The following is a 12,383-nucleotide window of genomic DNA, read 5'->3' as shown; positions in this document are numbered from 1 at the left end:
GTTGGAAGGCTGATCGAAGCCGATTAAGTTACCGGAATCCTCTGTCGGCACATGGATGATCCCTTGGCGGTGCCCCAGCTGAGACACCGCCCCCTTTTTGAGCGCCGTGACACTTCTTCGATCCCGCGGCCGATGGATGAGGTTTCGCGGATGCTTTATAGGAAGTCGCAGCCCATGTGTCAGTGGGGCGGACAAGCGCTTCAGATTTAACATAATCATCATTATCGAATTGTAAGTATGTAGATACGGAGTCTAATATTCTGGAACTCTGCGGATGGTTTCACGTGAAATTTCTCCGACCATGCGCGTTGGCGCACAATAATTGCGCTATTGCCGCCCTTTTTTTGAAACGTTGCTAATTTTAAGCAGTTGTAGTCGTAATCGCACCACTGTCGACGAGGAGAAACGTCGGCGTTCATGCTCGGCGGCGGCACTGCTTTTTGTGCTAAAATTGTCCCGATTATGTGCGTGGAGCGAGCCATGACTTCGGATACCGGTGCTATTCCCAGTGCAGACGTGAGCTTTGACCGGTTCATGGCCTCTTTGCGCGATCCCGCAGACCCAGCCCCGATCGTCTCCGCTCGGCGCTTCGGCGAGGCCTTGCATATTGACTTGCAAACCCTTGCCCAGCAAGCACACGTACATCGGAACACGATCAGCCGACAGCCTGCGTCCGAAAGCGTGCAACGATTCCTCCGCGACGCTCTGCGGGTCATCCGTGCCGCGACGGATATCTCAGGCGACGTTACGAAGGCACTGTTCTGGTATCGCAACGAACCGCTGCCGGTGTTCAACTACAAAACCGCGGAGCAATTGGTGTCCGAAAGTCGGGCGGATGACGTCCTTCGGTACGTTTCGTCGCTCGAGGCGGGTGCGGCAGGATGATCCTCACAGAATTGGCTGGGTAACTGTCTATCGTATGCACGTTCCCAGGTGGGCTGTTGCGCCGACGAGCGGCGCGGGAGCGGGAACGCACGGCGGTCGCGCGAATCGTGTCGGGCTGAATGCGCTCTACTTGGCCTTCGACCACGACACGGCAATCAGAGAGTATTAGCAGCTGTCGTCCTTGATGCCACCGGGGACCCTGGTTAGCTACAAGCTCACGGCCGCTCCGATTGTCGATTTCACCGGCGGGTACGACAGCGGAAAGTGGTCTGCGTTGTGGGAGGATTTCTATTGCGACTGGCGTCACTGCTGGTTCAATGAACGCATCGAGCCGCCCAGCTGGATCCTTGGCGATGAGGTCGTCGCCAGCGGTGCCAAGGGTATCCTCTTTAAATCACGACTGAAGCCTGACGGTACGAACCTCGTTCTGTACACAGAGCGTCTTGACTCCACGGACCAATTCGACGTCTACGATCCATATAACGCTCTGCCGCGGAACCAGTCTTCTTGGGATTGAGCTTCGGACAGCTCGACGGACATCAGGGACCGTGCGCCCTTGCCTCCCCAATGGGATCGATATCCTTAAGACAGTACTTTCCAAAGGGCACGGACCTGTCCAGATGGAGTGTTCAAGAGCTCCAGGCAGTTGCTCACACGTTGAACGCAAGGCCCGGAAAAACCCTCGGCTGGAAAACGCCTGCGGAGGCTTTGGACGAATACCTAAAATCTGTCCGATAATCGAGTGTTGCGACGACCGGCTGAATCCGCCCAATATGCTAGCCACGACTTCCAGCGCATGCAACGTATAACGATTACGGTCGACGATAATCTGCTGGCATTGGTCGATGCTTTGAAGGAAGCACGCGGATACACGAGTCGCTCAGAGGCGTTCCGGGTCATTGTGCGCGAGAGTCGATCGCGAGAACAGGCCAGCGAAGAGGATCAGTCTGGTATCGCAACCCTGACCTACGTTTATGACCATGCGACGCGCGACCTCGCTCGGCGCGTCACACAAGCGCATCACGACCGGCATGATCTGGCGGTAGCGAGCATGCGCATCCATTTGGATCACAAGAGTTGCCTCGAGTCGTCAGTGCTACGAGGAGGAGCGCAAGACCTTAAAGCGTTTGCAGACGGACTGACTAGTCAACGCAGCGTCCGGTACGCGCATCTACACACAATTCCCGTAACCGTTGAGCGAGTTCATCACAAGCACGGCTCAGACTCGATGCATCATGATCACTTGCACGTTTGAAAGTCTCGTCGATCGGCACGAGCAACCGCATCGGCGAGACGAAGGCTTTCAAGCATATTTCGACACATCTGAGCGACTGAAATTTTGGATGGAAGCATTCATCCAAAGGCGTTGCACTCTGCTGGACCATAGGCCGATGCGGGCAGACTTTGGTTGATCGAACGGTGCGCGGATTCCGTTTAGCGGTGCGTCGCCCATCGCGATATTCTCACTCGTCCAAGAATCGGCCGAGGCGCAGGCGCGGTACTGACACCATTGCATTTAGCGTCGATGGACGGCCACCCCGCGCGGGAATCGCTCGTGTCGCATGGCTTCACGACCTTTGCAGCACCCAAGCGTCGAAGTCGCGACCCTGACATCTGCACATAATCAGTCTCGTGCTACACACTGGAAAACTAATAATCAATGACGATAAATCGCTTGCGACCTGCACCTTGGCCCTCGCCAGCAGCAGTTCGTTCGCTATCTGTGGGGCGATACGCACGTTATTCGGGAACTGTTCTATTTGATCCGCCACTGGTCGGATCACGTCATTAGGCGATACACCTGCTCTTTCTTCCAAACGGCGCTATGGCCGATGACAAGATTCAAGCGTCGCGCCGGTCCACGACCTGGGTATCCGCCTTCCGCTGGCGACCCTTAATGCACGCATAACGGACAGAAAAGTGAAAAAAGATTGGCTGAGCTGACCGTGAAATGCGCGCTTCAATAACGCACACGGGCTCTCGGCCCTCTCCATAGGTAACCTGAGGCATTGATCTCAATAAGCCCAGCAGACTTTTCGTACATTGCCGACGGCAGAAGTAGCATCCATACTTGCATTCAGACAAGATAAAAATGAGGGTCCCGTGATTACTGAGGAAGGTGTTGACAGTGCGGACGTCATTGTCAGACCGGCCGCTAACGGCGGCTGGCAAGTAGAGTTCTCCAGTACCACCGGCGTTTCGCTTGCGCACGCTCGAACACAATGCGAGGCCGTATTCCTCGCCAAGTATATCGATCCTGATGCCGCTATTCGTGTTCTACCGGCCCGAGAAACGTGCTCGCATAAATTAACGGTCCAATATTAACGCAAAGCTGATTTCCGTCGATGTTCATACGAGGCTGCCCTCTTGGGGCTTCGTGTGTGGCCTCGTTGACAAGGATAAAGCTGCTGCAGCATTGGCCGCCACCATTTTCATTGCTATCGAATTGACCGCGCCGGAGTGCTTGATGGCGCCCTCCTTCTGGGGGCGGTGATTAATATCATTCCCTATAGCCGACCACCGGGCCTACCGGAGAGCCGCCAACGACGCTCTTTCAAAGCGATGTCAGATCAGCCACGACGAGCACATCTTGTGCATTACGATTGCCGCCGCGAAACACAATCTTTTTGCCGACGACCAAGTCGGTGCCGTGCGTGTGGCAAAGCATTTGCAGTTCAACGATGACATTGGGTCTGGAATATGAGCCCGATTTTGATTGGCGACTGGGCCGACCAAGTTAAAAAAATCGGCGCTACCTTGATGTTCCGGTAATTTTCCGAGCGCGTTTTATGATGTGATTGATGCCACTGTGTTGGTGCGCAATGAAAGCCACCCAAACTGTCGGGGAGGCGTGCGTGCGCGGAGAAGGACATTGCGGGCCTTAACAACGTATGCCGCAAGTCATCAAGTCCTTCGGGTCAAAGGTCGGGAGGCGCTAGAGGAGCGGCCGGTTCCTTCACCGGTATCCACGACCGGCGCCAGTGGACTTGCAGCCTGTTCGAATACGATACCCATGGCAATGTATTCGGTTTCAGTTGAACCGCAGGCCGGACATATGCCATCGTTCAACGCATCATCGGAATAGATGAGCTTGTTGCACGCAGCGCAGCGGATCAGCATCTCGACCCCCAACGATTCCATTTGAAGACTCTTTTGTTATATGCCATAGCGAAGCTACTTCCAATTGTTCAATATAGTCGGGTTCCGTTCTTTCTCGATACGAGCCTGAGTTCATCGCACCAGGTTCCATTCGAATTCCGAAGCCCCGGCCGCCAGCGCCGCTTCGTTGAAGACGGGAAGAACGGGTTCGTCGGGCCGTCCGTGCCAGCGAACGTTGAACTTCTCTTCGATCAGGCCATCCTCCGCTTTCACCGCTGATGCCACGCTCGACAAGGTGCAACCGGACACGCTCAATGCTTCGGAAAGCGCTTCACGTGAAAAGCGTCCGCGTTGATAGGTGATGTGTAGGTCGGCCTGATTCTCTCGCGGTATGCGTACTTCGAGCGCCTTCAGGAACCACAGCACGACGATGCCAAGCACGAGTCCGGTCACACCGAGCGCCAGTTGGCCGCCGCCGAACAGCAGACCAATCACCGTCACGAACCAGAGCGTCGCCGCGGTCGTCACGCCCTTGACGAGGCCATCCTTGCGCAGGATCGCACCCGCGCCAATGAAGCCGACGCCGGACAGAATGCCGAGCGGCAGGCGCATCAAATCGAGCGTGGCGAACGATTCCGGCGTCTTGCCCGCCTGAAGCAGCAGCGCGTTGACCTGCAGCATCGCGAGACAGGCAGCGAGGCACACGAGCAGCGTGGTGCGCAAGCCAGCCACCTTGCCCGACTCGCCGCGATTGAAGCCGATCAGAATGCCGGCCAATACGGCGAGCGCCAGACGCAGGCATACGTCGCTCCAATGCAATGTCAGTGGCATGAGCGCCATATTGCCTGTCCTCGAGTCATGGTTGGCTAACGCGCTGGACGAAGGACGCCTCGTCGCGCCTGGCATCTGACGAGTGTCCAGCAATCGTCGATCCCGTATGCACACGGGACGAGCACGTCGCCAGCTTTCCAACCTCTTTCCGTCGTCGAACAAGCCGCCAACAAACGCTCCGTCGGCATGCCGTTTGCGCTGCACGGCTTGTCTGCGGGTTCAATACGCCGCGCTTGCTTCACGACCTTCCAGAGAGCTTCCCATGACCACCACCGTCGGTGATTTTCTGATCGACCGCCTGCATGCCTGGGGCGTGCGCCGCATCTATGGCTATCCGGGCGATGGCATCAATGGCGTGTTCGGCGCCCTCAATCGCTCGAAGGGCAAGATCGAATTCATCCAGGCGCGTCATGAGGAAATGGCGGCCTTCATGGCATCGGCGCATGCGAAGTTCACCGGCGAACTCGGCGTGTGCATCGCAACGTCAGGCCCGGGCGCGGCGCATCTGATCACCGGTCTCTACGATGCCCGCCTCGATCACATGCCCGTGCTTGCGATTGCCGGCCAGCAGGCGCGCGCCGCGCTCGGCGGTCACTATCAGCAGGAAGTCGATCTCCCCGCGCTGTTCAAGGACGTCGCCGGCGCGTTCGTGCAGCAGGCGAGCGTGCCCTCGCAGATAAGGCATCTGGTCGATCGCGCGGTGCGCATTGCGCTGTCCGAACGCAAGGTGACCGCGCTCATCCTGCCGAACGACCTTCAGGATCTCGACTACGAGCCGCCCGGCCGCAAGCACGGCACGCTGCATTCAGGCGTGGGCTATCGCGCGCCGAAGACCGTGCCTTATGACGATGACCTGCAACGGGCAGCCGACGTCCTCAACGCCGGCAAGAAGGTGGCGATTCTCGTCGGCGCAGGCGCGCTTGAGGCCACCGACGAAGTCATCGCCGTGGCGGACAAGCTCGGCGCGGGCGTCGCGAAGGCGCTGCTCGGCAAGGCCGCGCTGCCCGACGACCTGCCCTTCGTGACGGGCTCGATCGGCCTGCTTGGCACGGAGCCGAGCTACAAGATGATGATGGAATGCGACGCGCTGCTGATGATTGGCTCGGGCTTTCCGTATGCGGAGTTCCTGCCGAAGGAAGGCGCGGCGCGCGGCGTGCAGATTGACCTGAAGGCGGACATGCTGAGCATCCGCTATCCGATGGAAGTGAACCTTGTCGGCGACAGCGCCGAGACGCTGCGCGCCCTGCTTCCACTGTTGCAGCAGAAGACCGAACGCGGCTGGCGCGAGGACATCGAAGGCTGGGTGGCCGACTGGTGGAAGACGCTGGAGAAGCGTGCGATCGAACCGGCGAAGAGCGGCGTGAATCCGCAGCGCACCGTGTGGGAGCTGTCTCCGCGCGTGCCGTCGAATGCAATCGTCACGAGCGATTCAGGCTCCGTTGCGAACTGGTATGCGCGCGATCTCAAGGTGAAGCGCGGCATGCTGTGCTCGTTGTCGGGCGGGCTCGCTTCGATGGGCGCGGCCGTGCCCTATGCGATCGCCGCGAAGTTCGCGTATCCGGAGCGGCCCGTGATTGCGCTCGTCGGCGATGGCGCGATGCAGATGAACAACATGGCCGAACTCATCACCGTGGCGAAGTACTGGAAGCAATGGAGCGATCCGCGCTGGATCTGCATGGTCCTCAACAACGAGGATCTGAACCAGGTCACGTGGGAACAGCGCGTGATGGAAGGCGACCCGAAGTTCGAGGCGTCGCAGGACATTCCTTCGGTGCCTTATCACAAGTTCGCGGAGCTGATCGGCCTGAAGGGCATCTATGTCGATGACGCCGAGCGCATGGCGGCCGTATGGGACGAAGCGTTGGCCGCGGATCGACCGGTGGTGATCGAGGTGAAGGCCGACCCGAACGTGCCGCCGCTGCCGCCGCACATCACGGTGCAGCAGGCGAAGGCGTTCGCGACCACGCTGATGAAGGGTGATCCGAGCCAGGCCAACGTGATCGTCGATACGGCGAAGCAGGTGCTTGGAGCGGTGTTGCCGGGACACAAGGACAAGTGATCCATGCAGCTGTCGAAGCGTGAGGCGCCGATCGAAACGATCCGGGCGCGCGCCTACACCATTCCCACCGACAAGCCCGAAGCCGACGGCACCTTCACCTGGGGCGCGACGACGCTGATCGTCGTGGAAATCGTCGCGGCGGGCGAGACAGGCCTCGGCTACACCTACAGCGATGCGAGCGTCGCGAAGATGATCGAAGCCACGCTCGCGCCTGTGCTGCAGGGCGAGGATGCATGGCACATCGACGCCCTGTGGCAGCGCCTGCAACAGCGCGTGCGCAACATCGGTCGCTCGGGCGCTGCAGCCACCGCGATCTCCGCGCTGGACTGCGCGCTGTGGGACGTCAAGGCTCGCCTGCTCGACATGCCGCTTGCGCGTCTGCTCGGCATGGTGCGCACACGGGTGCCGCTATATGGCAGCGGCGGCTTCACCACCTATAGCGACGACGAGATGCGCGAGCAACTCACGCGCTGGGTGCATGAGGACGGGTGCCGCTGGGTCAAGATCAAGATCGGCAGCGAGCCTGCGCGCGATCCGCATCGCGTGGCGGTGGCGCGTGAGGCCATTGGCACGCAGACGGGCCTGTTCGTCGATGCAAACGGCGCGCTGACGCGCAAGCAGGCGCTGCACTGCGCGCAGATCTTCGCGGAGCAGGCGGTCGAATGGTTCGAGGAGCCGCTGTCTTCGGACGATATCGCCGGGCTCGCCTCGCTGCGCGGCGTGCTGCCCGCGCGCATGGAACTGGCAGCGGGCGAATACGGCTACACGTTGGACGACTTCCGCGTGCTGCTCGACAACGCGGCGGTGGATGTGCTGCAGGCCGACGTGACGCGCTGCGGCGGCATCACCGGTTTCCTGCGCGCGGCCACGCTGTGCGATGCGTTTCATCTACCGCTATCGGCGCACTGCGCGCCGGCGATGCATCTGCACGTCGCCTGCGCCGCGCCGCGTCTGCGGCATCAAGAATGGTTCCACGATCACGTGCGCATCGAGCAGATGTTGTTCGACGGCGCACCGCGCGCGGTGGACGGCGCCATCACGCCGGACCTGTCGCGGCCCGGCTGCGGGCTCGAATTCAAATATACGGATGCACACCGGTACGCGGTGTGAAGCACACGGGGCACGGCATGAAGCAATTCTCGGCAGGCAATCTGGCAGTGGCGGCCGGGCTCGCGGCGGCGGGCGCCGCTTTCATCGGCATGAGGTCGAACCGGCGCGCGGCGCCCGTGCAGACCCATATCGACACGGCGCGCAGTTTCAATCGCAGCTCGGCGCTGCTCGCGCTCTCCGTGCTTGCGGACAGCGCGATGGAACATTACCGCGGCTCCTATGACAACCCCGCGATGGTCACGCCGCTCGTGGTCTCCGCGCTGTCGTTGCTCGCGGGCGTGCACGGCGGACGCGATCACGAGCCGCAGCGGCATCCGGTGCGCGATTCGGTGTATCTGGGCGCGGCGCTCGCGGGCGTCGCGGGCACGGGCTTCCATCTGTACAACATCACGAAGCGTCCCGGCCAGTGGAGCTGGCATAACCTCTTCTATGCCGCGCCCATCGGCGCGCCGATGGCGCTGCTGCTGTCAGGCGCGCTCGGCGCGGCAGCGGAGCGCCTGCGCGACGAACCGCAACACGAGCCGCGACTCTTCGGCCTCCCCGCCGGGCAGGCGCTGGCGCTGCTGACGAGTGCGGGACTGATCGGCACCGTGGGCGAAGTTGCGTTGCTGCATTTTCGCGGCGCGTTCCAGAACCCCGCCATGTATGCGCCCGTCACCATTCCGCCGCTTGCCTCCGCGCTGCTGCTGCACACCGCGCTCGCCGCGCCGCGTCCACGCTGGTTCACCCGGCTCTGGCTGCGCATGACGGCGACGCTCGGTGTCATTGGCGTGGGCTTCCATGCGCGCGGTATCGCCCGCAATCAGGGCGGCTGGCGCAACTGGAGCCAGAACCTGTTCAACGGTCCACCGCTGCCCGCGCCGCCGAGCTTTTCCGCGCTCGCGCTCGCCGGCCTCGCTGCCCAGCGTTTGCGGGAGACCGAGCGATGAACCTGCCCCGCTATCCCGGCTATGACGTGACGGACAAGCGTGACACGCCGTCATGGGACGAGGTCACGCGCGGTGTCATCGACGAACGGCTCGCAACGCCCACGGAGCCGCGCTTCCTCGATGCCGTCGAATGGCGCGCGCTGACGGCGCTGTGCGCGTGCATCGTGCCGCAGGATCATGAACGCGAACCCGCGCCGCTGCCCGCGCTGATCGATGCAAAGCTCGTCAGGGACGTCGGAGATGGCTATCGCGACGCCCGTCTGCCGATGCTGCGCGACGCGTGGCGCATCGGTCTCGCCGCGCAAGTCGACTTCCTCGCTTTCATCGTATTCGCGCATCGGCAGCCATGCGCCTTGATGGAAGACATCGGGCGCGCGGCCATGCTTGCCGCGCGGAACCTGCTGCGGATCATCGGACACGGCGATTCTCCTTCAGCGCACGCGCTTCCGTGCCGGGCTTGGGGACGCGAAGCGCTGGGCACCAGCGTGCTCGACGGCGACCCCGACGTGATCCTCAAGATGCCCGAAGACGCTTACGCGCCGTTCTGGCTGGGCGTGGCCTCGCTGCTGTTCTTTGCCGGGCTTGCATTGCAGGCGTGGTGGTTCGCGGGCCTCTCGCTGCTCGGATGCGGCGCGGCGATTGTCGCGTGGCTCTGGCCGCAACGCGAACTCGGTCAACGCGACGATGCCCCTCACGCGGAGGCCGCATCATGAGCGAACTCGCGGAAGCCTTGCCGGAACGCGCGAGCCTGCCCGTCGGCAGTCCGGGTCAGCGTTCGGGCGGCTGGTGGGGATGTCTCACGCTCGTCGCGACTGAAGCCGCCTTGTTCGGCTATCTGATCTTCTCGTATCTCTATCTTGCCTCGCAAACGACGGAACGCTGGCCGCCCGAAGGCATGCCAAAGCTTGGGCTCGGCATCGTGAATACCGGCATTCTTTTGACGAGCAGCGTGTTCGTGTGGGCCAGCGAGCGCTTCGTGCGCAAAGGCCGGCGCGGCATGGGCGTGCTGATGCTCGTCATTGCGATTGCGCTCGGCGCGGCGTTCGTCGCGATCCAGATGAAGGAATGGGCCGATCATCCTTATGGTCTGACGACGCATCTGTATGGCTCGCTGTACTTCACGATCACCGGCTTTCACATGATGCACGTGCTGGTGGGGCTGATCGTTCTCGCCTTCCTGCTGCTGTGGACCGCGCTCGGTTACTTCGACCGGGCGCGCTCGGCGGCACTCAGCATCGGCGGGCTGTACTGGCATTTCGTCGATGTCGTGTGGCTTTTCATCTTCGCGACGCTCTATCTGTCGCCCTACGTGCTGGCGCGATGACATCCGGTCAACCTCCCGCGCGACCCGGCGGCCTTGCGCTGACGCTCGGCCTGCTGCTCCCGCCGTTCGCGTGGATGGCGCAGACGACGCTGGGCCAGACGCTGTCTGCATGGGGCTGCTTTCCGCATCAACGGCCCGTGCATGCGCCGGCGCTGCCGTGGCTCGAACAAGGACTCGCGATGACGGCGCTGGGGGCGCTGGTGATCGGCGGCGCGGGCGGCGTCATCGCATGGCGCAACTGGCGGCGCACCGGGCAGCTTGCGTCAGAGCTCAAACAGCAGGGCTCGATCGAGCGGCATGCCGCGCGCGATGCCTTCATTGCGCGTGCGGGCGCGTTGGCGAGTGCGCTGTTCGTATTCGTGCTGATCGCCACCGATCTCGCGTGGCTGCTCGTCTCGCCTTGCGGAGGACGGTGAACTCATGATCCGCCGCCGACTCTTATCCGCTTGTCTGACGCTGTTCGCGTGCGTCCCGTGGGTCCATGCGCAGACCCCGGACACGTCGCCGGGGCTCGTCGCACGCGGCGACTATCTCGCCCGCGCCGCCGACTGCGCCGGCTGCCACACCGCCGCCCCGGTGCCGGGCAAGCCTCAGCCGCATCCGTTCGCGGGCGGTCTGCCGATGGGCTCGCCCTTCGGCACCATCTGGTCCAGCAACATCACGCCCGATCCGGTGCATGGGATCGGGCGCTATAGCTATGAGGATTTCGCGCGCGCGTTGCGCAAAGGCGTGGCGCCGGGCGGCAAGCATCTGTACCCGGCGATGCCGTATCCATCGTTCTCGAAGATCAGCGACGACGACTTGCATGCGCTCTACGCCTACTTCATGCACGGTGTCGAACCGGTAGCGCAGGCCGCGCCCGCAACGAAACTGCCGTTCCCGTTCAATCAACGCTGGGCGCTGACCTTCTGGGACTTCGCCTTCGCGCCGGACAAACCCTTCGTTGCCGATCCGACGCGCGACGCGCAATGGAACCGGGGCGCGTATCTGGTGCAATCGCTCGGCCATTGCGGCGCATGTCATACGCCGCGCGGTCCGGCCTATGACGAACTCGGCTACACGGACGAATCGCCGGCCTATCTCACAGGCGGCACCAACGATCATTGGCATGCACCGAACCTGACCGGCTTGCCGGGCGCGGGACTGGGCCGCATCTCGGCGGCGGACCTCGCCGCCTTTCTCAAGACCGGCCATGGCGCGGGACTGGCCACTTTCGGCGCCATGGTGCAGGTTGTCGAGGACAGCACGCAGTATCTCGACGATCAGGATCTGCAAGCCATCGCCTCGTATCTGAAGAGCCTGCCTGCTCACGGCGATGGGGGCACCTACGATGACCATTCGCGAGAAGCCCGCCAGAGCGTCGCAGCACTGCACACCGGCGAGCAGGAACGACCCGGCGCGGGACTCTATCAAGGTACCTGCGCGCGCTGCCATCAGGCCGATGGCATGGGCGTTCCGCTCAAGTATCCTCGTCTGGCCGGCAATCCGGCGGTGCTGTCGCAGAAGCCGGATTCGCTCGTGCGGCTCGTGCTGCAGGGCGGACGGGCACCGTCCACCGTCCATGGTCCTGAACCGAAGAAGATGCCCGCATTCGCTGACCAGCTCACCGACACGGAGATAGCCCGCGTGCTGACCTTCGTGCGCTCGACGTGGGGCAATAACGCACCGCCCGTCACGACGCGCGATGTCAGGACGATGCGCGAAGCGGTGGGAGGCGGCTCGACACACTGAGCTGCGCGCCAAGGCACAGCCATTGCGCCTGGCGAATGACCTGAACGACCGACACGCGATGATGCAGAAGCCTCCCCGACGCCTGCTCGTGATCTCCCCGCATCTCGACGACGCCGTTTTCAGTTGCGGCGCCCTGCTCGCTGCGGAAACCGATGCTTTGGTCTGCACGGTGTTCGCCGGAACGCCCGAGAGGCCGATGGTGACCGGCTGGGACACGGAGTGCGGTTTCAACGACGCTCACCAGGCTATAGAAGCACGTCGCGCTGAAGACATTGCGGCGCTGGAGATACTCGGCGCACGCGCCAGGCATCTCTCTTTCCTCGATTCGCAATACGCGGAGGACGGATCGCAAACGATGGAAGCCATCGCTGACGCGCTCGCCGACGTGATCCACGCGGGTCACCATGACGCCGTC

At 62.3% G+C, this 12,383-nt stretch carries 11 protein-coding genes and 2 pseudogenes; 12 read left to right on the top strand and 1 reads right to left on the bottom strand.

Features of this window, described 5'->3' with window-relative positions; translation table 11 throughout:
- Positions 1–480: 480 nt before the first annotated feature.
- The 4 genes and pseudogenes from QCE88_RS40555 to nikR all read left to right on the top strand — a co-directional run bounded on the left by QCE88_RS40555 (position 481) and on the right by nikR (position 2,140).
- Positions 481–885: a DUF2384 domain-containing protein gene (locus tag QCE88_RS40555; protein WP_309911603.1), complete on the top strand. Its 405-nt coding sequence runs from the start codon at positions 481–483 to the stop codon at positions 883–885.
- A pseudogene (locus QCE88_RS40550) lies at positions 836–1,402 on the top strand (RES family NAD+ phosphorylase). The gene QCE88_RS40555 and the pseudogene QCE88_RS40550 overlap by 50 nt, the downstream one beginning before the upstream one ends.
- A gap of 65 nt (positions 1,403–1,467) precedes the next feature.
- A pseudogene (locus QCE88_RS40545) lies at positions 1,468–1,623 on the top strand (IS30 family transposase); the annotation flags it as partial.
- A 58-nt stretch (positions 1,624–1,681) separates the two neighbouring features.
- Positions 1,682–2,140, top strand: a complete 459-nt coding sequence (gene nikR, locus QCE88_RS40540; protein ID WP_309911601.1) for a nickel-responsive transcriptional regulator NikR — start codon at positions 1,682–1,684, stop codon at positions 2,138–2,140.
- 1,976 nt (positions 2,141–4,116) lie between these two features.
- On the opposite strand, the gene QCE88_RS40535 is transcribed toward nikR, so the two are convergent.
- Positions 4,117–4,815, bottom strand: coding sequence for an MgtC/SapB family protein (locus tag QCE88_RS40535; protein ID WP_409018331.1), 699 nt, complete (start codon positions 4,813–4,815; stop codon positions 4,117–4,119).
- A gap of 262 nt (positions 4,816–5,077) precedes the next feature.
- Here QCE88_RS40535 and QCE88_RS40530 point away from each other — a divergent pair, with 262 nt between their 5' ends.
- From QCE88_RS40530 to QCE88_RS40495, 8 genes are all read left to right on the top strand, one after another.
- Positions 5,078–6,874 carry a thiamine pyrophosphate-requiring protein gene (locus tag QCE88_RS40530; protein WP_309911598.1) on the top strand — a complete coding sequence of 599 codons (1,797 nt, stop codon included), beginning with the start codon at positions 5,078–5,080 and terminating at the stop codon, positions 6,872–6,874.
- Positions 6,875–6,877: 3 nt separating this feature from the next.
- Positions 6,878–7,984: an enolase C-terminal domain-like protein gene (locus QCE88_RS40525; RefSeq protein WP_309911597.1), complete on the top strand. Its 1,107-nt coding sequence runs from the start codon at positions 6,878–6,880 to the stop codon at positions 7,982–7,984.
- 17 nt (positions 7,985–8,001) lie between these two features.
- The gene (locus QCE88_RS40520; protein WP_309911595.1) at positions 8,002–8,913 is read left to right on the top strand and encodes a hypothetical protein; all 912 of its coding nucleotides are present in this window, start codon (positions 8,002–8,004) and stop codon (positions 8,911–8,913) included.
- Positions 8,910–9,626, top strand: coding sequence for a hypothetical protein (locus tag QCE88_RS40515; protein ID WP_309911594.1), 717 nt, complete (start codon positions 8,910–8,912; stop codon positions 9,624–9,626). The genes QCE88_RS40520 and QCE88_RS40515 overlap by 4 nt, the downstream gene beginning before the upstream one ends.
- Positions 9,623–10,237 (top strand): cytochrome c oxidase subunit 3, encoded by a 615-nt coding sequence (locus QCE88_RS40510; protein WP_309911592.1) that lies wholly within the window; start codon positions 9,623–9,625, stop codon positions 10,235–10,237. Before QCE88_RS40515 ends, QCE88_RS40510 begins: the two co-directional genes overlap by 4 nt.
- The gene (locus QCE88_RS40505) at positions 10,234–10,653 is read left to right on the top strand and encodes a hypothetical protein (RefSeq protein WP_309911590.1); all 420 of its coding nucleotides are present in this window, start codon (positions 10,234–10,236) and stop codon (positions 10,651–10,653) included. Before QCE88_RS40510 ends, QCE88_RS40505 begins: the two co-directional genes overlap by 4 nt.
- Before the next feature lie 4 nt (positions 10,654–10,657).
- The gene (locus tag QCE88_RS40500; RefSeq protein ID WP_309911589.1) at positions 10,658–11,968 is read left to right on the top strand and encodes a cytochrome c; all 1,311 of its coding nucleotides are present in this window, start codon (positions 10,658–10,660) and stop codon (positions 11,966–11,968) included.
- Between the two features lie 58 nt (positions 11,969–12,026).
- Positions 12,027–12,383, top strand: a 357-nt coding sequence (locus tag QCE88_RS40495; protein WP_309911587.1) for a PIG-L family deacetylase, incomplete at its 3' end; no start/stop codon positions are given.

Origin of the sequence: Caballeronia sp. LZ035 (assembly GCF_031451175.1) — a bacterium.
Lineage (GTDB): Bacteria > Pseudomonadota > Gammaproteobacteria > Burkholderiales > Burkholderiaceae > Caballeronia.
Note: the sequence above shows the minus strand (reverse complement) of the source record. Positions and strands in the feature narration are given on the sequence as shown.

What these genes read in the sequence shown, in the direction of transcription:
- QCE88_RS40555 (WP_309911603.1), top strand. Translation starts at nt 481, where the DNA reads ATGACTTCGGATACCGGTGCTATTCCCAGTGCAGACGTGAGCTTTGAC.
- nikR (WP_309911601.1), top strand. Translation starts at nt 1,682, where the DNA reads ATGCAACGTATAACGATTACGGTCGACGATAATCTGCTGGCATTGGTC.
- QCE88_RS40535 (WP_409018331.1), bottom strand. Translation starts at nt 4,815, where the DNA reads ATGCCACTGACATTGCATTGGAGCGACGTATGCCTGCGTCTGGCGCTC.
- QCE88_RS40530 (WP_309911598.1), top strand. Translation starts at nt 5,078, where the DNA reads ATGACCACCACCGTCGGTGATTTTCTGATCGACCGCCTGCATGCCTGG.
- QCE88_RS40525 (WP_309911597.1), top strand. Translation starts at nt 6,878, where the DNA reads ATGCAGCTGTCGAAGCGTGAGGCGCCGATCGAAACGATCCGGGCGCGC.
- QCE88_RS40520 (WP_309911595.1), top strand. Translation starts at nt 8,002, where the DNA reads ATGAAGCAATTCTCGGCAGGCAATCTGGCAGTGGCGGCCGGGCTCGCG.
- QCE88_RS40515 (WP_309911594.1), top strand. Translation starts at nt 8,910, where the DNA reads ATGAACCTGCCCCGCTATCCCGGCTATGACGTGACGGACAAGCGTGAC.
- QCE88_RS40510 (WP_309911592.1), top strand. Translation starts at nt 9,623, where the DNA reads ATGAGCGAACTCGCGGAAGCCTTGCCGGAACGCGCGAGCCTGCCCGTC.
- QCE88_RS40505 (WP_309911590.1), top strand. Translation starts at nt 10,234, where the DNA reads ATGACATCCGGTCAACCTCCCGCGCGACCCGGCGGCCTTGCGCTGACG.
- QCE88_RS40500 (WP_309911589.1), top strand. Translation starts at nt 10,658, where the DNA reads ATGATCCGCCGCCGACTCTTATCCGCTTGTCTGACGCTGTTCGCGTGC.